The organism is Rhodoglobus sp. G.S.4 (assembly GCF_056619605.1).
On sequence record NZ_CM152748.1, the window covers coordinates 1,687,437 to 1,705,966 of the forward strand.

Annotated in this window: 17 protein-coding genes; 7 read left to right on the forward strand and 10 right to left on the reverse strand. The window is 58.7% G+C overall.

What is annotated here, in order from left to right:
- Window positions 1–39: 39 nt before the first annotated feature.
- Window positions 40–1,431: an aminodeoxychorismate synthase component I gene (pabB, locus tag AC061P_RS08150; protein WP_449646892.1), complete on the reverse strand. Its 1,392-nt coding sequence runs from the start codon at window positions 1,429–1,431 to the stop codon at window positions 40–42.
- Window positions 1,432–1,442: 11 nt separating this feature from the next.
- Here pabB and AC061P_RS08155 point away from each other — a divergent pair, with 11 nt between their 5' ends.
- Both AC061P_RS08155 and AC061P_RS08160 read left to right on the forward strand, forming a co-directional pair.
- Window positions 1,443–2,207, forward strand: a complete 765-nt coding sequence (locus AC061P_RS08155; RefSeq protein ID WP_449646893.1) for an aminotransferase class IV — start codon at window positions 1,443–1,445, stop codon at window positions 2,205–2,207.
- A 67-nt stretch (window positions 2,208–2,274) separates the two neighbouring features.
- Complete coding sequence (locus AC061P_RS08160; RefSeq protein WP_449648181.1) at window positions 2,275–2,979, forward strand: DedA family protein; 705 nt, start codon at window positions 2,275–2,277, stop codon at window positions 2,977–2,979.
- A 63-nt stretch (window positions 2,980–3,042) separates the two neighbouring features.
- Here the strand turns inward: AC061P_RS08160 and AC061P_RS08165 are convergent, their stop codons facing one another.
- From AC061P_RS08165 to AC061P_RS08185, 5 genes are all read right to left on the reverse strand, one after another.
- Window positions 3,043–3,954 (reverse strand): ABC transporter substrate-binding protein, encoded by a 912-nt coding sequence (locus AC061P_RS08165; RefSeq protein WP_480390881.1) that lies wholly within the window; start codon window positions 3,952–3,954, stop codon window positions 3,043–3,045.
- A gap of 2 nt (window positions 3,955–3,956) precedes the next feature.
- A complete protein-coding gene (locus AC061P_RS08170; protein WP_449646895.1) occupies window positions 3,957–4,709 on the reverse strand; it encodes an ABC transporter permease in 753 nt (250 codons plus the stop codon).
- Window positions 4,706–5,389, reverse strand: coding sequence for an ABC transporter permease (locus AC061P_RS08175; protein ID WP_480390882.1), 684 nt, complete (start codon window positions 5,387–5,389; stop codon window positions 4,706–4,708). Before AC061P_RS08175 ends, AC061P_RS08170 begins: the two co-directional genes overlap by 4 nt.
- Entirely contained in the window at window positions 5,386–6,213 is an 828-nt protein-coding gene (locus AC061P_RS08180) for an ABC transporter ATP-binding protein (protein WP_449646897.1), read from the reverse strand. The genes AC061P_RS08175 and AC061P_RS08180 overlap by 4 nt, the downstream gene beginning before the upstream one ends.
- A 128-nt stretch (window positions 6,214–6,341) precedes the next feature.
- Window positions 6,342–6,989 carry a TetR/AcrR family transcriptional regulator gene (locus tag AC061P_RS08185; RefSeq protein WP_480390883.1) on the reverse strand — a complete coding sequence of 216 codons (648 nt, stop codon included), beginning with the start codon at window positions 6,987–6,989 and terminating at the stop codon, window positions 6,342–6,344.
- Window positions 6,990–7,093: 104 nt separating this feature from the next.
- On the opposite strand from AC061P_RS08185, the gene AC061P_RS08190 reads away from it, so the two are divergent.
- The 4 genes from AC061P_RS08190 to AC061P_RS08205 all read left to right on the forward strand — a co-directional run bounded on the left by AC061P_RS08190 (window position 7,094) and on the right by AC061P_RS08205 (window position 11,843).
- On the forward strand, window positions 7,094–7,777 hold the full coding sequence (locus tag AC061P_RS08190) for an SOS response-associated peptidase (RefSeq protein ID WP_480390884.1): 684 nt from the start codon (window positions 7,094–7,096) through the stop codon (window positions 7,775–7,777).
- A gap of 58 nt (window positions 7,778–7,835) precedes the next feature.
- Window positions 7,836–8,888: an App1 family protein gene (locus AC061P_RS08195; RefSeq protein ID WP_480390885.1), complete on the forward strand. Its 1,053-nt coding sequence runs from the start codon at window positions 7,836–7,838 to the stop codon at window positions 8,886–8,888.
- A 118-nt stretch (window positions 8,889–9,006) separates the two neighbouring features.
- On the forward strand, window positions 9,007–10,803 hold the full coding sequence (locus tag AC061P_RS08200; RefSeq protein ID WP_480390886.1) for a glycoside hydrolase family 15 protein: 1,797 nt from the start codon (window positions 9,007–9,009) through the stop codon (window positions 10,801–10,803).
- Window positions 10,800–11,843, forward strand: a complete 1,044-nt coding sequence (locus tag AC061P_RS08205; protein WP_480390887.1) for an FUSC family protein — start codon at window positions 10,800–10,802, stop codon at window positions 11,841–11,843. The genes AC061P_RS08200 and AC061P_RS08205 overlap by 4 nt, the downstream gene beginning before the upstream one ends.
- A gap of 50 nt (window positions 11,844–11,893) precedes the next feature.
- On the opposite strand, the gene AC061P_RS08210 is transcribed toward AC061P_RS08205, so the two are convergent.
- Window positions 11,894–13,084 (reverse strand): glycoside hydrolase family 3 N-terminal domain-containing protein, encoded by a 1,191-nt coding sequence (locus AC061P_RS08210; protein ID WP_480390888.1) that lies wholly within the window; start codon window positions 13,082–13,084, stop codon window positions 11,894–11,896.
- A gap of 35 nt (window positions 13,085–13,119) precedes the next feature.
- Window positions 13,120–13,587 carry a hypothetical protein gene (locus tag AC061P_RS08215; protein WP_480390889.1) on the reverse strand — a complete coding sequence of 156 codons (468 nt, stop codon included), beginning with the start codon at window positions 13,585–13,587 and terminating at the stop codon, window positions 13,120–13,122.
- Window positions 13,588–13,656: 69 nt separating this feature from the next.
- Here AC061P_RS08215 and AC061P_RS08220 point away from each other — a divergent pair, with 69 nt between their 5' ends.
- Window positions 13,657–14,478, forward strand: coding sequence for a UbiA family prenyltransferase (locus tag AC061P_RS08220; RefSeq protein WP_480390890.1), 822 nt, complete (start codon window positions 13,657–13,659; stop codon window positions 14,476–14,478).
- Window positions 14,479–14,514: 36 nt separating this feature from the next.
- Here AC061P_RS08220 and AC061P_RS08225 read toward each other — a convergent pair whose 3' ends face one another.
- Together AC061P_RS08225 and AC061P_RS08230 are read right to left on the reverse strand one after the other, a co-directional pair.
- Window positions 14,515–15,900 (reverse strand): MFS transporter, encoded by a 1,386-nt coding sequence (locus AC061P_RS08225; protein ID WP_480390891.1) that lies wholly within the window; start codon window positions 15,898–15,900, stop codon window positions 14,515–14,517.
- A gap of 46 nt (window positions 15,901–15,946) precedes the next feature.
- Complete coding sequence (locus AC061P_RS08230) at window positions 15,947–18,496, reverse strand: DEAD/DEAH box helicase (RefSeq protein WP_480390892.1); 2,550 nt, start codon at window positions 18,494–18,496, stop codon at window positions 15,947–15,949.
- Window positions 18,497–18,530: the final 34 nt, after the last annotated feature.

The window sequence follows — 18,530 nt, forward strand, 5'->3', positions numbered from 1 at the left end:
AGTACACAGCCTTGCGCACTGCAGTGCAGCAGACCGATCTCAGCTCGCCTGAACACCCAACACGGCAAGCAGTGCCGCCGCCTTCAGCTTCACCTCGGCAAGCTCCTCTGACGGCACCGAGAGCGCCGTGATGCCACCGCCAGCGCCGATTGTCGAGCCCCGATCATCCATCACAATTGAGCGGATGACCATAGCCAGGTCAACGGCACCGTCGAGCCCGACGTAGCCGAACACCCCAGAGTAAATACCGCGCGGTGAGCTCTCGAGAGAATCAAGGATGAGGGTTGCCGAGTGCTTGGGCGCCCCCGTCATCGACCCAGCGGGAAATGATGCCGCAATCGCATCGACTGCGCTGACGTCGGCTCGCAGCTGTCCGCTCACCGTGCTCACCAACTGATGAACAGTGGCATAGCTTTCAACATCGAAGAGCTTGGAGACGACAACTGATCCGACCTCGCAGACGCGACCAAGATCATTGCGCATGAGATCGACAATCATGAGATTCTCGGCCCGCTCCTTATCGCTGGCAAGGAGCTCTGCTTTCAGCCGTTCATCTTCATTCGGATCACTGTCGCGTCGACGAGTGCCCTTAATCGGTTTCGTCTCGATCGCCCCACTCGGCGCGATTGAGAGAAACTGCTCGGGCGAGGAACTGAGCAACGCGATATCGCCAACGCTAACGAAGCCACCATGGTGACTAGGGTTCGCCTCCCGCAACGCCAAATAGGTGTGGATCGGATTCGCCGCCGGCTCCACCCGCACATTCGTCGTCAAACACAGCTGGTAGGCATCGCCCTCGACAATGGCGTGCTGGCACTTCGCAATCATCTGCAGATACTCGTCATCGCTGTCACGCCACACCGCGACCGGAGCTGCGAGGTGTGCGCCGGAGGCTGAATGATCGCCTCGTTGCGCGGCGCGAGAAATAAGAGCTTCCATCTGTTCTCGCCAATGCTGGAGCTCCCCCGTCCACTCGTCGCCCAGTGCCATCAAGCTGAGGGTGTTGGTCTGATGATCAACGACAATCGCCCGATCGATCCACAGCCAGGCTGCATCGGGAGTCGGCGCAGGCGTACGGATCGCGACATCCAGCGACTCACCTCGCAGCTCGTAGCCAAGCCACCCGACCCAGCCAAGTCGGAATCCTTCCGGAGCCCCAGAAAAGTCAATTTCGGCGGAGAGGAAATCGCGACGCATCCAGTCAAAGACAGGTTCACTCAGGTGCGTGCTGAGAACTGCCCGTCGCGAGACCGCCAAGTAGCTACGCCCAGAGTCAGCTGAGACTCCGCTATCGAGCCACACGGCGCCCTGAGTCTCCGTGCCGCCGGCAGCGGCAGTGACGTCGCCATCGTGCGGTGCCCGAAGTTCGAGAAACACGGCGGCGGGGTCGGCAGAGACCGCGAGGTCAGAAAAGAGAACGCGAGAGCGCATAACCTAAGCCTATGAGTGCGAACGCGATTTACCGGTGGCGGAACGAACAACTGATCGAGGAACCATCCGGCTCGCTTGCTGAAGCACCGATTACGGTTGCTGATTCGTGGCTCATCGATTCCGGAAAAGTGCTTGCTCTGAATCTTCACCGGCAACGATTTTTGGATGCCGTACCCGATTCTCTGCACGAAACCGCCGACGAATTTTTCACGGCTGCTGTCGCACAACTCCCCCGCGCTGGTGCGTGGTTTCCGCGCGTTGAGTTGCGCGGAGGCGAGTTTTTTCTCCACCTTCGTCCCGCACCCGAACGCCACCGCTCGGCGACGGTCATCAGTTTCGACGGGGATGACCCGCGCACGGTTCCCTCCGTCAAAGGACCGGATCTTGATGCAATGGCTGCATTGCGTGCTGGTGCGAGAGCGCACGGAGCCGATGAAGTGGTGCTTCTGACGAGTGAGGGGTATGTCGTTGAGGGTGCGTATAGCGCCGTGTTGTGGTGGCGCGGCGATATTTTGTGCGGACCGCCGCACGATTTCGAACGCGTTGACAGCGTGACGTCGAGGAGCGTACTCACTTTGGCGAGGGCACTCGGGCTTGATACGCATGAGGAGGCCGTGACTGCGGCGGAACTCGATGGCACTGAAGTGTGGGTCGTCAATGCGCTTCAGGGAATCCGCATCGTTCCGCGGTGGATCGATGGGCCAGAGCTTGCAGAAAAGCCTGGCCGGCTAGAGCAGTGGCGCACTCGTTTGAGTGCGCTTGCTCGCACTATTTAGCCAGTCGATATTCGGTTACGCTCGCTAGGCTCATTCTGTGCCCTTCGTCGACCTCGCTCTCAGCACTGTGCCGCTTGCTGCCAGTGTCGACTTTGGCCAATGGGTTAATAACGCGTTGACCTTTGTTCTCGACACTGTGCAGTCGGTTGACCCAGTGTTGAGAACGATCCTTGCCGGGGTCGCGATCATGTTGGAAACGTCGATCCTGATCGGCCTCTTGGTGCCCGGGGATACCGTTGTCTTGGTCGCGAGTACCGCGGTGGGTAGTCCCCTCGAGGCAGCAATTCTGATTGCGGTCGTTGTCGTTGGTGCCCTTATTGGTGAAAGCATCGGCTTCGCCCTCGGTCGGTACTTCGGGCCCAAGATTCGGCACTCCAGGCTTGGCAGGCGCATCGGCGAGCAGCATTGGGCGCAGGCGGAACGCTACTTGGGCCGGCGCGGCGGTATCGCCGTCTTCATTTCGCGCTTCTTGCCGGTGTTGCACTCTCTGATCCCGGTAACGGTCGGTATGAGCACAATGCGGTATCGCACATTTATGGCGTGGACCGTGCCAGCCACGAGCATTTGGTCGATCGCCTATGTGTCGGTTGGAGCTCTCACCGCTGGCAGTTTTCGCGAACTTCTCGACCAGCTGCACTACGCGGGCTACATCTTCGTTGCGGTCGTGGCCGCTATCGCAGTCATCACTGTTGTGGCGAAGAAGCTGCTGCATCGTTCGCAAAAGCGGCATATGGAACACATCGACGTCCACGGTGAAGGTGAATCTGATTAACCAGAAAGAGGGGCGGATGCACGTGCATCCGCCCCTCTTTCCTGGACTAACCAGTGGTGCGTTTTAGCTGAGGCCGTTTTCGCTCAACCAGGCGCTGGCGATGTCGTCTGATGACATCTTGTCGACCGTGCTCTGCACGTTGAGCGCAACGAGGCCCTCAGGTGTGAGCTTGGCGCTGACGGCATTGATGACGTCAGCGATCGAGTCAGCGATGTCTGCATTTACCAGGGGAACCACGTTGGATGCCAAGAACAGACCCTCAGGGTCGGTCAAAGAAACCAGGTTCTCCGTCTGGATGCGCGGGTCGGCGCTGTAGACATTGGCGATGTTGATCGTGCTGGCAACAAGGGCGTCGACGGTGGTGTCACCGGTGGCGGCGAAGCTCACAGTTGCACCGTAGACGTCTTGGAGCCCAGCGGGACCGTAGGGGCGCTCTTCAAGTTCAGCGTTTCCACCGAGCTTGAGGTCGCTAACGCCAGCGAGATCCGCAAGGCTCACGAGCGAATTCGCGGAGGCGAAGTCTGCTGTCACGTTGTAGGAGTCTTGGTCGGTGGCAGCGGCCTGATCGAGAACGGTGAGGCCCTCTGGCAGCGCATCAGCCAGTTCTGCGTAGACATCTTCAGACGCCGTCGCGGTGGTGTCTTGGCTGTAGAACTGGAGAAGGTTTCCGGTGTACTCAGGGAAGACGTCTACTTCGCCGCTTTCAAGGGCGGGAAGGTACGCGTCGCGCTGGCCGATCTGGAACTTGCGCTCCACGTCGAATCCGGCATTTTCGAGAGCTTGGGCGTAGATCTCGGCAATGATTTCGTTGGAGTAATAAGCCTGCGAACCAACAACGATGGTCTCGCTGTTGGCGTTCCCATCACCCGAACCGGTGTCTAGAGGGTCACCGGATGCACACCCTGACAGGGCCATTGCCACCCCGACCGCGACTGCGCCAAGCGCGAGTCGGCCTTTGTTTCTTGCTGTGAACATTTCTATCCTCTTCTTTCTTGGGCAACTTTTGCTGCCACCGTCCGTCGTCGAGGTGACGACGTGCGGACATCTTTAGCACGCCCAGCCGAAACTCCGCGGGGAATCGCGAATTGTTGGATGAGCGCAAATATTACGTCGAGCGCAAGTGCTAATGCAGCAATCAGCAGGGCGCTGCCGAGCATTTCGTAATAGAGCTGAAGCGGAAGGCCGCGGAAAATGTAAATCCCGAGCCCACCGAGGCCCACATAGGCGGCAAGAGTTGCCGTAGCAACCACTTGAAGTGTTGCGGCGCGAAGTCCACCGATTAACAGCGGCAGCCCTAGAGGGACTTCGACTTTCCACAAGATTTGCCACTCGGTCATTCCGACTGCGCGCGCGGCGTCAATAACGCGGCGATCAACAGCCTCAAGGCCCGCATAGGCGCCAGCCAAGATCGAGGGAATCGCCAGCAGCACGAAGGCAATGATGGCGGCCAGCTGCAACTGCCGTTCGACAACACCGATCAGGAGAACAAGCAGCAGTATGAGACCGAAGGACGGCAGCGCGCGGGCTGCGCCCGAGAGCCCCACGGCAAAGTCGCGGCCTTTGCCGGTGTGCCCGATGAAGAAACCCAGGGGAACGGCGATGAGGGCCGCAATCAGCACGGAAACGAAGGTGTAAAACAGATGCTCTTCAAGTCGAAGAGGAATCGGATTGCTCCCCTCTAGTCGCTCAGGCGAGAACAACCACTGCAGTGCTTCGATGAGTAGATTCATGCGGTGACCTCCTGAGCTGCAGCCTCTGACTGACCTGCTTTCATCTTCTTGACCTTTGTCCACGGCATAAGGAAACGCCCAAGAAGTACTAGGCCACGGTCAATGAGCAGCGCCACGATGACGGTCATCACTACTCCAGCGAAAATCTCTTCGACAATTCGACGCTGAAAACCATTGGTAAAGAGGTAGCCCAAGCTTTCGACGCCGATCAGGATGCCGACAGTCACGAGACTGACGGTAGAGACTGCCGCGACGCGGAGGCCGGCAAGAACGACCGGACCCGCGAGCGGAAAGTCGACAGTCCAGAACCGACGCCAGCCGCCGAACCCGACAGCGGTAGCCGATTGACGGATCGCAGGATCGACGGAGGCCAGAGCATCCGCCACCGAACGCGCCATGATCGCAACGGCATAGAGCGTGAGCGCAATGGTGATGTTGAGTTCGCTCAGGAAGCTGATACCCAAGATAGGTGGCAGGATCACAAACATCGCTAGAGAAGGAATCGTGTACAGCAGCCCGGCAACGGTCAATAAGATTCCGCGCGTGAGTTTGAAACGATAGGCGACCCACCCCAGCGGAATCGAGATCAGGAACCCGAGAACGATCGGCGGAATACTCAGCCGGACATGTTCGAGCGTGAGGCTCCAGATCAAATCAAGGTTATTGATGATCCAGTTCACTCGACAACCGACCCACCGACTAGCACTCCAGCACCGCGCCCCTCGCTGTCGACCACAATCGTTCCCGACTCAGTCTTCTTCAGCGAGAGAGCACGCTTGCCGCGGTCGGTTCCGATGAAGCTCGCCACAAAGTCACTGGCAGGGTTTGCCATGATCTCGTTCGGGCTGCCGACCTGAGCGATCAACGCACCCTTTTCGAGGATCACTACCTGATCGCCGAGCAGAAACGCCTCGTCGATGTCGTGAGTGACAAACACGATCGTCTTGTCGAGTTCATGCTGGAGCCGAATCGTCTCTTGCTGCAATTCGGCGCGCACAATGGGGTCGACTGCACCAAACGGCTCATCCATGAGCAAAATGTTGGGATTCGCCGCGAGCCCACGAGCCACCCCAACGCGCTGCTGTTGACCACCGGAGAGCTGGCTCGGATACCGGTCTGCCAGTGAACGGCTGAGACCTACTGTGTCGAGAAGTTCAAGAGCTTGGGCGCGAGCCTGCTTCTTCGGCACACCATTGAGGGTCGGAACCGTCATGACATTGTCGATGACTTTGAAGTGCGGCAGTAATCCTGAATTCTGCATCACATAGCCAATACTGCGCCTCAGAGCGACCGGCTCCTTGCGCATGATGCTGTCACCATCGATTTCGATATCACCGTCGGTGAGATCCACCATGCGGTTGATCATTCTGAGCAGCGTGGTCTTGCCACTGCCAGAAGAACCAACGAACACGGTGATCTTGCGTGATGGAATCACGAGATCGAAATTGTCAACAGCGACGGTACCGTCGCCAAAACGCTTCGTTACTGCACGAAATTCAATCATAATTTCGGCTCATTCCTCGCGCCTCTGCGCGGATCGACACTTGCCAGCACTATTAGCTAAACAGTATTCGAAGCCGCTGTCATTCCCGATTGGGCATAACTAGTCAGATTTGCAGGAAGCCGAAACTGCTACCAGCCGATGTTCTCCGCGATAAATCCACGAACAGCTGACGTGCTCACCGAAATGAATTCCTCATCACCCTGCGGGTTCATAAGGAACGCGCGAGCGACAAGAGCATCACTCATTTCAAGCCCAGCTTCGAGCGTGAAACGGGACGCCGCAGAGTTTTCCACTCCAAAGCGAGCCGCGAGAGCCTCGACAATACGCTCAGCCACTAGCGACTTGTGCGTACGTCCGTTGGGCAACGGGCGAAGATCAAGCTGATCCCCGACGCGAAGGCCACGGAATCCGGGCTCGGTACGGTAAGTATCAATGACGGAAGCAAAAGCAGTGCTGAGCGCTGCGCGCCAGTCAGAGTGAGCTTGGTCGTTGATCGCTTCAGTAATCCGTGCCATTACTCGCTCGAAATTACGCGAGCCAAGTGCCTGCAACAGAACGATGCGGTCAGGAAAATAACGGTAAACGGTGCCGATGGACGCTCCCGCGCGCTCGGCGACCATAGCGGTGGTTAGCCGCTCAATGCCGACTTCGTCGACGATCGATGCTGCTGCATCGAGCAATGCGGTAAGTCGAGCCGTGCTTCGTGCTTGCACTGGTTCGTTGCGAAGCGAGACTGCTGGTTCAGCCGCGATATCAATAGTTGTTTGTGCGGACACAATGGCCCCCTTCTAGGTGTCTGATCAATCCTAACCTTTAGAACGCTGGTTCTACGGGAGGTAGAAGCACACTTTTTTCTCTCAAAACGCTCTACAGTTGCCCTATGTGCGGTCGTTTTGCCATGGATAACACGGTCAATCAGATGATTACGGAGTTCGTCACGGCCACCGGTAGGCCTCCAGAGGAGTGGCAAGCGGACTGGCTCGCGACTCCGATCGTGAGACCGACCGATCAGATTCCCATTCTTCTGAAGACTCGGGAAGATCGCGATGACCCCGGCTCAGCGCTGATTCCCCGTGCCGCGCTGGCACAGTGGTGGCTGACTCCGCCGTTCTCTCCCGTCTTGCGCGGCAAGCACGCGACTTTCAATGCGCGAAGTGAAACGGTGACTCAGAAACCAACATTTCGAGCCGCCGTCGTTCACCACAGAGCCGTAATCCCCGCGATCGGCTACTTCGAGACAAAGAAGAGCGGCCCGAATCCAGTGCCCTACTACATCACTCCCCCCGATGGCCTGCTCTTCTTCGCCGGCCTCTACTCCTGGTGGCAAGACCGCTCCCGTCCCCCCGGCGATCCGAGACGTTGGCATCTCACCACGACCATGCTTACTCAGGCAGCCACCGGATCGCTGGCCGAAATTCACGACCGGATGCCCGTCATCGTCGCGAAAGACGCCATTGACGAGTGGATCGACCCAGAGACGCGTGGTGACGACAATTTGGTGCAGGCGACGGTCGCAGCATCCGTAATTCTGAGTGAACAATTGCACGCGGAACCGCAGCACTAGCGCGAGACCTGTCTGGTCCTGTGCTGCTCCCGACCCGGTGTGACCCTAGGCTGGAACTATGGCTCGACAAGGCAAAGCCCACATGACCTCGCAGACTGCAGGAGAAATCCTGCACCGCGCGGCCCGAATCGAGGACTCCTTTCACCGCTGGCGAGAGCGGCGCGGGCGCAAACGTGGCCTCACAACGACGATCATTCCCTACAGCAGCTACGGCTCGACCGACTGGGCTCGGGTGCTGTGCCGTGTAGTTCTTACCCGCGGAACAGAAGCATCAAAAAAGCGCGCAGAAAAGGTTCGCGGTTGGCGCAGCTTCTTTAGCATCCCGGTGAACTCCGAAGTCGTCACAGTCACCCTCGGCGGCAAGTCGATCAAACTCACTCCCGGCCGCGGCGGCGTAATTGATGAAGACGTGAAAGTCTCCCTCACTCCCGGCTGGCAAACTGCAACGCTTGATTCGACGGGTTCGGACGCGACTGTCGCCCACATTTTTGTCGTTGACCCGAGCGCGCGCTTCGGAATCATTTCTGACGTCGATGACACGGTAATGGTTACCGCACTGCCTCGCCCACTCCTAGCAGCATGGAACACGTTCGTACTCGACGAGCACGCCAGACGCCCGGTGGCAGGTATGGCGGTGCTCTATGACCGCCTCGCTCGCGCAAATCCCCTTGCCCCCGTTATCTACCTCTCCACCGGAGCGTGGAATGTCGCCCCGACCCTCACGCGCTTCCTCAAACGAAACCTCTATCCGCGCGGTGCAATGTTGCTGACCGACTGGGGCCCCACTCACGACCGGTGGTTCCGTAGTGGCGCCGAGCACAAACGCGACAGCCTTCGACGGCTTGCTTCAGAATTTCCTGAAATAAAATGGCTGTTGGTCGGCGACGACGGTCAACATGACGAAGAGATTTATGGCGAGTTCACTGCGAGTCATCCCGACAATGTTGCCGCTGTCGCAATCCGGCAATTGTCGACCGGTGAGGCCGTGCTCGCCGGTGGCCGCAGCAAATCAGCAGAACACGAACAAGAATCCTCGATTCCTTGGCGTTTCGCCCCCGATGGCGCTCGCTTGGCCGTTGAGCTGAGAGAGCTCGGACTCATCAACGATTGACTGGAATTTGGGCTCTTTGACTGGACTTCTGCTCAACTAATCGGACTCGATTGTTAAATTTGGTGCACGATCACCGGATGTGCAGGGAGCGGGCTCCCGACGCTGCAATGATTGTCGTATGGCGCTACCAATCGAAGACTATGCCCTTATTGGCGACTGCCAGACGGCGGCCCTTGTCGGCCGCGATGGAAGTATCGACTGGCTCTGTTTTCCCAGATTCGACTCCGCATCCATGTTCGGAGCGTTGCTCGGCAACGAAGACCATGGCCGCTGGCTTGTTGCGCCGATCGCCAGTCTCTACGAATCAGCAACCGTAACCGTCACTCGCAAGTATCGCGAGAACACCTTCATCCTTGTCACCACCTGGGTGACAGACGACGGCGAAGTCGAAGTTATCGACTTCATGCCCTACGGAAACCGTCGCGCTGACGTCGTGCGCCGCATCCGAGGAGTCCGCGGAACCGTAGCAATGCACACCGAACTACTAATCCGTTTCGGTTATGCCACCGCACTTCCGTGGCTGCACCAAGCGCCCGAAGCCGGTGGTCACGCAGTCATCGGAGTTGCCGGCCCAGACGCCATCGTCGCCCGCGGCATCGAGCTGCACTCGGCAGACCACAAACACACCGCCAACTTCATGATCAGCGAAGGCGAAACTCGCGACCTGACCATGACCTGGTACCCCGCGCACCGCAACCCGCCAGCGGCGGTAAACGTCGACGACGTACTCGCGCGAACAAGCGAATGGTGGAATGGCTGGGCATCTCACTGCGAGCCGACCGAGAAGTATCCCGAGATCGTCAAACGCTCACTTTTGGTTCTGCGCGCCCTGACACACGAAGACACCGGCGGAATCGTTGCCGCAGCGACAACGAGCCTGCCAGAGTGGTTCGGCGGAAGTCGCAACTGGGATTACCGGTATGTCTGGCTTCGCGACGCCGCCCTCACCCTTCACGTACTGCTCGATCATGGCTATATCGCCGAGGCTGAAGCGTGGCGCCGCTGGCTTCTGCGTGCCATTGCTGGTGACCCCGCCGATGTCCAAATCATGTACGGCCTGTCAGGCGAACGCTGGCTTGAGGAGCGCGAACTTGACTCCCTTCCCGGCTACGAAGGAGCCAGCCCGGTTCGTATCGGCAATGGCGCTTTCAACCAATTCCAAGGAGACGTCTTCGGAGAAGTCATGGTCGCCCTCCAAGCCGCTCGGCGATCCGGAGTGCACGAGAACGACTTCTCGTGGCCCCTTCAGCGCGCGCTGATGACTTTCGTAGAAGACAATTGGAACCGACCAGACAATGGAATCTGGGAGATCCGCGGCCCTGAACGCCACTTCACCCACTCGCGCGTGATGCTCTGGGCGGCCATGGACTGCGCCATTACCGCAGTCGAAGAATTCGGCCTCGAAGGCCCCGTCGAAAATTGGATCAAGATCCGCGCCGAGATTCACGAAGAGATTGAACGCGATGGCTGGGATGCTGAGCGCGGAACCTACACCCAGTACTACGGCGGCACCGGCGTCGATGCATCGCTACTCCAGCTTCCCCAGGTTGGCTACCTTGCCGCAGACGACCCCCGCATGATCGGGACCGTCGCTGCCATCGAAGAAGAACTCCTCGTTGATGGCCTCGTGCTCCGCTACCGAACTGAGTCGGGAGTAGACGGACTTCCCGAGGGCGAGAACCCCTTCCTCGCTTGCTCGTTCTGGCTCGTTGAGCAGTATGCAAGCTCCGGTCGCGTTGATGACGCCACCGTATTGATGGACCGTCTCGTGAGCTTCGCCAACGATGTTGGACTCATCAGCGAGGAGTATGACACTGTCAACGAACGTCAGGCAGGCAACACTCCTCAAGCGCTCAGCCACCTCGCCCTTGTGCGCGCTGCCGACGCGATCTCGAAAGTCACGAGCCGAAAGTGAAGCTAGTAACGACGCTTACCCTTGCGCGTCGTTCACCGCTGCTTCAGGTTCTTAAGACCTCGGTTGCGGCCGTAATCGCGTGGGTTGTTGCTGGCTTCGCGCTACAACAACCATTACCCATCTTTGCGGCGATTGCGGCGCTCTTGGTGGTTCAGCCGAGCGTTACACAGTCGATCGAAAAAGGGGTTGAGCGCAGCATCGGTGTGGTTGCCGGTGTTGTCATTGCGCTCGGCGCAGGCCAACTCTTCGGCGACCAGAGCTGGGTCATTCTGAGCGTCATCATCATCTCCGTCATCGTCGCTTGGGCATTGCGATTGAGCCCGGGCTCCGCAAACCAGATACCGATTAGTGCGATGCTCGTCCTCGCTCTAGGCGGACAAAATGCTGGCTATGCCGTAGAACGAATTGTCGAAACTATCATCGGCGCACTTATTGGATTGATCGTCAACCTCGCGATTGTGGCCCCGGTGCTCGTGAGCCCCGTGCGAGTAGCCGTCGGCGTTCTCACTAAGAAAACGGCGACCGTGCTCGAATCTCTCGCACGAGCACTCAGTACGCCGCAATCAGAAGACGATCTTCGCAAGCTCCTCGATGATGCACGCATGCTGCGCGATCTGCGCGACGAGGCAGCAATGGCGCTCCGCAAAGGCGCAGATAGCCTCACCCTCAACCCTCGAAAGAGCAAACATCACCGGATGCTGCGCCGAGAGACCGAACTCTTCGCGATCCTGACCGTACTCGTCACTCGCACCCTCGGGATGGCTCGGGCCATTCACGACCGCTATGACACCAATCTCATGACAGACCCGGTCGTGATCTCCATAGCCCGCGAACTCGAGCGCGCGGCACACGACTTGAGACTGCGCGGTCGCGCACCAGAGGACCGGAAGTCTGCGCCAGCGACAAACGACCTGCTCACCCTCACCGCACCGCTCACCGTGCTTTCACCGCATCCGCAGCACTGGATCCTAATCGGTTCACTTCTCGAGGATGTCCGCCGAGTTCACGAAGTAATCGTCGGCGACTCTGACAACGGATAGCTGACGCGATAGTCAGAGTTGGGTTGTGCGCACAGTTGTGCTCTCGACTGCTACCCAGCGATAGCGGCACAGTCCTCAGCACAGCTCACAAAACGGCCAGTCTCCCCCGACAAAGCACGGCGCACAGCCAACAGCTTGAGCGCCGCGTCATCGACGACCGACTCCTCGAGGGCACCGCTCTCGATGGCGGTGGCGACTGCGGTGACGATAGCGGGCGCATCGACCGCGCCAACGTAGAGCAGCATCGTGTTGCCGGCCTCAATCGCACGAACAGCATTCGTCACCTGATTCGAATACTCGGGCACTCCGGAGCGCTCCAACATCCCCATGTCGTCCGTAATAGATACGCCGTCGAACCCGAGATCGTCACGCAGAATCTGGTGCCAGCGCGTCGAAAAAGTTGCCGGTTCAGGATCAATTGCAGTGAACGCGAGATGACCGAACATGACGAATGGTGCTCCCGCATCGATTCCCGCTTCGAAAGGCAGAGCATGACTCGTGCGCCACTCATCGAATGTCATCGACGTTGACGGGATGCTCGAGTGCGAATCGCCCGGCGCCGCCCCGTGACCCGGAAAGTGTTTGAGGGTGGAAAGAACTTGAGACTCACCGGCAACCGCCTCGGATACCCTGGCTGCCGCATCCGCGCCCGTTGCGCCGAAGGAGCGTTCGAAGATGAAGCTGGATCGGTCCCCGGAAACGTCGGCGACGATGCCAAAGTTCACTGAGATACCGACCGACTCGAGCAGCGCACCTCGTTGCGCGAACGCGTCAAAACTGTCACGCGGAGAAAGGCCCCGTAACTGAGAAGCAGCCAATGAGTCATCAGTGGGAACGCGTTTGACGATTCCACCCTCTTGATCAGTCGCGATCAAAACAGGGAGTCCCGTCTCGCTGCTGAGCGCAGCAGTTTCAGCGCTCAGTTCAGCCAGCGATCCTGGAATGTTGTCGCCCATCAAGATGTACCCGCCGACCCCCGCATACGAACCGGGCGAAGTGCTGCCGGGGCGAGTTCCGGACACATGCACCATAAGCATGCTCAAGACTTTTTCACTCAGCGTCATAGTTGCGAGGCGATCGCTGGCATACTGGGCGACCGGATCGATCGCCGGGCGCTCAGCTCGAGGCGCAAAAGTCGGTGCGGGAACCACCTGACTCGACTGATTCGAACTGCAGCCGAACGCAGAAGCACTCAGGACAACGAGTATTGCGGCCGCTAGGGTACGCCGCACGATAGCCATCTTGAGATGGTACCCGGATCAGTGGCGTTGGAGGACTACAGCCAAGTGAGCGAGGCGAACTCTTCGGCACTAATCCCGAACCGCTCAGTAGCGTGCGCGACCGTAGATCGTACTGCCGGCACCGAAGTGGTCTTACGAACGAGAACGTCGATTCCCGCTGGTGTCAGCCGCGAGCGGGCAAAGCGCACAACGGCAATATCGAACGCGTCGTCTGCACCAACAACTTGCCAGCGGCTAGTGAGGATCTTGAGCCAACCCTGACCGCGCCAGATGAACTCGTCGTCTCGGAGTCGGTCGGTTCCCACGATCGTTTTCGTTTCACCGCTACTGGTGAGATAGCTCACGGTATCGGCGAGCACTAACTCGGCACCCTCGAGAATTTCATAGCTGAATTCGGGATTGTGACGAGACCCATCGAGCCACATCGGAAAATTGGTCGCCACAACACTCCACGTGCCGGGCAGCTTGGCGGCAAGCACCGAGGCATCAAAAACTTCACTCACATTGATCAACATAAGTCACCGCGGCTGGGAGTCCGCAATTTGGATGCCGTGGCGCGTTATTCTTACGGCATGCTTCACGCACTTCTGCGGTCTTCGCACCCGGGACCGACCGTAGCGGTGACCTTCATCGCGCTGGCGCTCTCCGTAGGGGTCGGGCTAGAACCGTGGCGGGTTGCCGCCGTTACGCTGATGATTTTGTGCAACCAGCTCTCTATCGGTCTGTCCAATGATTGGCTTGATGCTGCCCGCGATCGTCGAAACGGTCGCCGTGACAAACCGATTGCGACCGGCGAGCTGTCGTCATCACTGGTAGCGAGAGTCGCGCTGTTCTTGGCGGTCGCCTCTGTGCTGGTTTCTCTGACTGTCGGGCCACTCGCGGCGATCGCACATGCGCTCTTTCTCGCAAGCGGCTGGCTATACAACCTGGGGCTTAAGTCGACTGCGGCATCCGTCGTGCCTTACATTCTGGGATTTGGTTCGCTTCCGGCGATCGTCACGTTGGCCGCTGACCCGCCCGAGTTCGCTCACTACTGGGCGCTGGTAGCTGGCGCGCTTCTGGGGATCGCCGCGCACTTCAGTAACGTTCTCCCGGATCTCGACGACGATGACGACACGGGGGTGCGTGGTCTCCCCCACCGTTTAGGCGCGCGTGTTTCGGGATTCGTGATTGCCATCAGTCTTGTCGCTGCCCCGGTCGCAATCGTCTTCGGCCCGGCACAACAGATCACGATCATTTCGTTTCTCGGCCTCGCCGTGATCCTCGTTTTGGCAGTGGCCAGTGTCGTCTTGGTCATCCGAAATTCTCTGAAGCGGATGCTGTTCCGCCTCACCATTGCGGCGGCGCTCGTCGCTGTGGCGCTGCTGCTGCTTTCGGCTCCACAACTGAGTTAGCCGAAAGCCGCGACAGCATCGTTGCTTGTTGTCGCCCTAGGGCAGTGGCGGGGAAGTATCCACCGATTCCGGGTCAACACGAGCAGGGTTGCGGATCCCCAGAAACGACACAACACCGCCGGTAAAGAGCAGCGCCGCCGTGACGATGATCACGCGATGAAAATTATCGACGGTCAAGGGACCGACCACGATGACTCCGAGCATCGCAACCGTAATGAGGCCAGCGATTCGGGACACAGCATTGTTCACCGCGGAACCAATGCCCGCTTGGGACGCTGAAATTGCGCCGAGAATGGCAGACGTCAGTGGGGCAACTGTCATTGAGAGTCCCACCGAGAACAATAGGACTCCGGGGAGCACCTGAGTGAAGTAGTTGACACTCTCCTGCATCGAGAGGAACGTCACATAGCCAACGCCCGCGAGGAGCGGACCAGCGGTCATGAAGATTCGGGGGCCGAATCTTCCGCTCAGACCTCCGAAATACGAGGAGAGCACAATGATGGCAATTGATGACGGGAGAAAAGCGAGTGCTGCTTGCGTTGCCCCGAAGTCCGCCACTTCTTGGAGGTAAACAACGACGATAAATCCACCAAGAGCCAACGCTCCATAAATAAAGAGCGTCGCGATGTTGCCCATGCTGAAGTTGCGCTGCCGAAATAGTTCCAAGGGCAACATCGGTTGAGGTGCGCGACGTTGCCAGAGCACAAAGGCGACCAGGGAAATCAGCCCGACAGCGAAAGGTATGAATACTGCGGGGCTGCCCCAGCCATAGTTTCCTTGCTCGATGAGAGCAAACACTGGGCCGCCAAGACCCACAATTCCCAAGACAGCCCCAAGGAAGTCAACGCGGGTATCTTTCTTGCGCTCGTCTCGGTGCCCGAGCACAACCAGCAGCCACAACGTCACCGCAATGGGCAAGACATTGATCGCAAAGACGAGTCGCCAACTGATGAGGTCAACGAAGATGCCTCCCAACACCGGTCCAACGATGAAGGCCGCGCTGGTCCATGCCGTCCACTGACCAATCGCTTTGGCTTGAGCAGCGCCTCTAAATGTCGACATGATGAGTGCGAGCGAACTGGGAACCAACAAAGCCCCAGCAACTCCCTGAAAGCCGCGAAACACGATGACAAGTTCAGCGCTGGGTGCGACCGCAATCGCCAAAGACACGACACCGAATGCGATCAGTCCGATCCGTAGTATCACGAGGCGGCCGAACACGTCAGAGAGTGATCCCGCAAGCAAAATCAGTGAACCAAGGGTAATCAGGTAGGCGTCGACCACCCACTGCTGCGTGCTGAGACCACCACCGAGCTCATCACGAATAGCAGGCAACGCAACGTTGATCACCGAACCATCGAGAAACGCCACAAACGACGCCAAGATAGCGATGATCAGAATTAGGCGTTGATCTCGTGTCACATCGCCATTAAACACCCACTAAGGGCCGAACATTCCCGCGGGGCTGCTAGTCCAAGCGGTCGAAACCTGAGACGCGCACCACGGCAACGCCCTCGGCAGCAGATTCCACAAGATCCACCGATGCCGCTATGGCCCAATCATGGTTTCCGGCCGGATCAGCGATAATTTGGCGAACCTGCCACGCGCCCGGCATTTCTGTAATGGCGATCATCGCGGGGCCACGCGCATCCCCGGCCGTCGACATGCTGTCGTGCTCCTCGAAATAGCGGTCGAGTGCGTCACCCCAGGCCTGCTCATCAAACCCGGCCGCCGCATCCAACTCGCCAAGAGCCACAGCGTCATCGCGCGCGGCCAACTGAACCCGACGGAACATCTCATTGCGCACAAGCACCCTGAATGCTCGCGCATTAGTGACGACGGATGCCGGCGTTGGTGGCAACACGGGCTCGCCGCTTGTTGCGCTGTCTGCCCCGTTCGTCATTGCTTCCCACTCATCGATGAGACTCGAGTCGACCTGGCGCACTAACTCGCCCAGCCACTCAATGAGGTCGAGAAGCTCGTCAGTCTTGGCGTCATCCGGAATCGTTTGGCGGGTAGCCCGATACGCGTCCGACAGGTAACGCAGCACGAGACCCTCGCTACGTGCTAGTCCGTAGAAGCCGACAAAGTCAGCGAAGGTCATTGCCCGTTCGTAGAGATCGCGCACTACGGTCTTGGGGTTGAGTTCGAAGTCACCAATCCACGGTTGGCTGGCGCTATACATCTCAAACGCAGCAGTGAGCAGTTCCTCGAGCGGTTTCGGCCACGTGACTTCTTCGAGTAGCTCCATCCGCTGGTCGTATTCGATGCCCTCCGCCTTCATCGCCGCAACCGCTTCGCCACGTGCCATGAACTGCTGTTGAGACAAAATCGGCCGCGGATTATCGAGGGTTGCTTCTAGCACCGAGATCATGTCGAGCGCGTACGTTGGCGACTCTGTTTCAAGCAAATCGAAGGATGCTACGGCAAAAGGTGACAGCGGCTGGTTGAGCGCAAAGTTGGCCTGCAGATCTACCGTCAGCCGGATCTCAATTCGTTCGTCAAAGCTCTCGACTTCTTCGCCATCCACGATGACGGTGTCAGAAATTCGGTGTTCTTCAACGATCTCGGCTGTGCGCAGGGTGCGGTAAATCGCGAGCGCCTGACGAGCAAGCGCACGCTGGCTGCTGCGTGGCTCATGGTTGTCTTCGACAAGGTGACGCACGTTCGAGAAAACGTCTCCCCCGCGGGCAATCACGTTGAGGATCATGGCGTGGTTCATGCGCATGTTACTCGTGAGCAGTTCGGGCTCAGCGGCGATCATCCGCTCGAAGCTTGACTCGCTCCACGTCACAAAACCATCAGGAGCCTTCTTGCGCACGAGCTTGCGGAGCTTCTTAGGGTCATCCCCGGCTTTCGCCACCATCTTCGCGTTCTCAGATTCGTGTTCTGGTGCTTGGGCCACAACAGTGCCAGCAGTATCGAAGCCGGCACGCCCCGCACGCCCGGCGATCTGGTGGAACTCCCGCGCAGTGAGTTGGCGCATGCGGGTGCCGTCGTACTTAGTCAGCTGAGTCAATAGCACCGTGCGGATTGGCACGTTGATGCCGACGCCGAGGGTATCTGTTCCACAAATGACGCGGAGTAGTCCTTGCTGGGCAAGCTGCTCGACGAGTCGGCGGTACTTGGGCAGCATGCCAGCGTGGTGAACGCCGATTCCCGACCGGATAAGTCGAGACAGGGTCTTTCCAAACACCGTCGTGAATCTAAAGTCACCAATTGCCTCAGCGATCTTGTCGCGCTGTTCACGGGTGACCACCTTGATGCTGGTCATCGCCTGGGCTCGCTCAAGGGCGGCTGCCTGCGAAAAGTGCACGATGTAGATCGGTGCCTGACCGGTCGACAGGAGATCCTCAACGGTTTCGTGAATTGGCGTAATCGCCCACGAATAGTGCAATGGCACCGGGCGCTCGACACCCGTGATCAAACTTGTCTCACGGCCTGTGCGCCGACTCAGGTCATCGGCTAGTGGCTGCATGTCACCGAGCGTCGCCGACATCAACACAAATTGAACGTTCGGCAGAATGAGCAACGGCACTTGCCACGCCCAGCCACGATCGGGGTCAGCGTAGAAATGGAACTCATCCATCACTACCTGATCGACTCGCGCGTCCGCCCCTTCCCGCAAAGCGAGGTTCGCCAAAATCTCTGCTGTGCAGCAAATTATGGGGGCGTCGGCATTGACCGAGGAGTCACCCGTCACCATTCCGACATTCTCTGCACCGAAAATGTCGACAAGAGCGAAGAATTTTTCGCTCACAAGCGCCTTGATCGGTGCCGTGTAAAAGGTGCGCTGGCCCTGCGCAAGGGCAATAGCGTGAGCGGCGATTGCCACAAGTGACTTGCCGGTTCCCGTCGGCGTCGACAAAATGACATTCGCGCCCGAAACCAGCTCGATGACCGCTTCATCTTGCGCCGGATACAAACTCAAACCGCGATCGGATGCCCACCCCACGAAAGCGTCATAGGTTGCGTCTGCGTCATAGGGCGTCGGAAGCGCATCCAAGAGTGAGGGCATTGTTCAACCGTAGCCGGAGGACGGCCGCGACAAC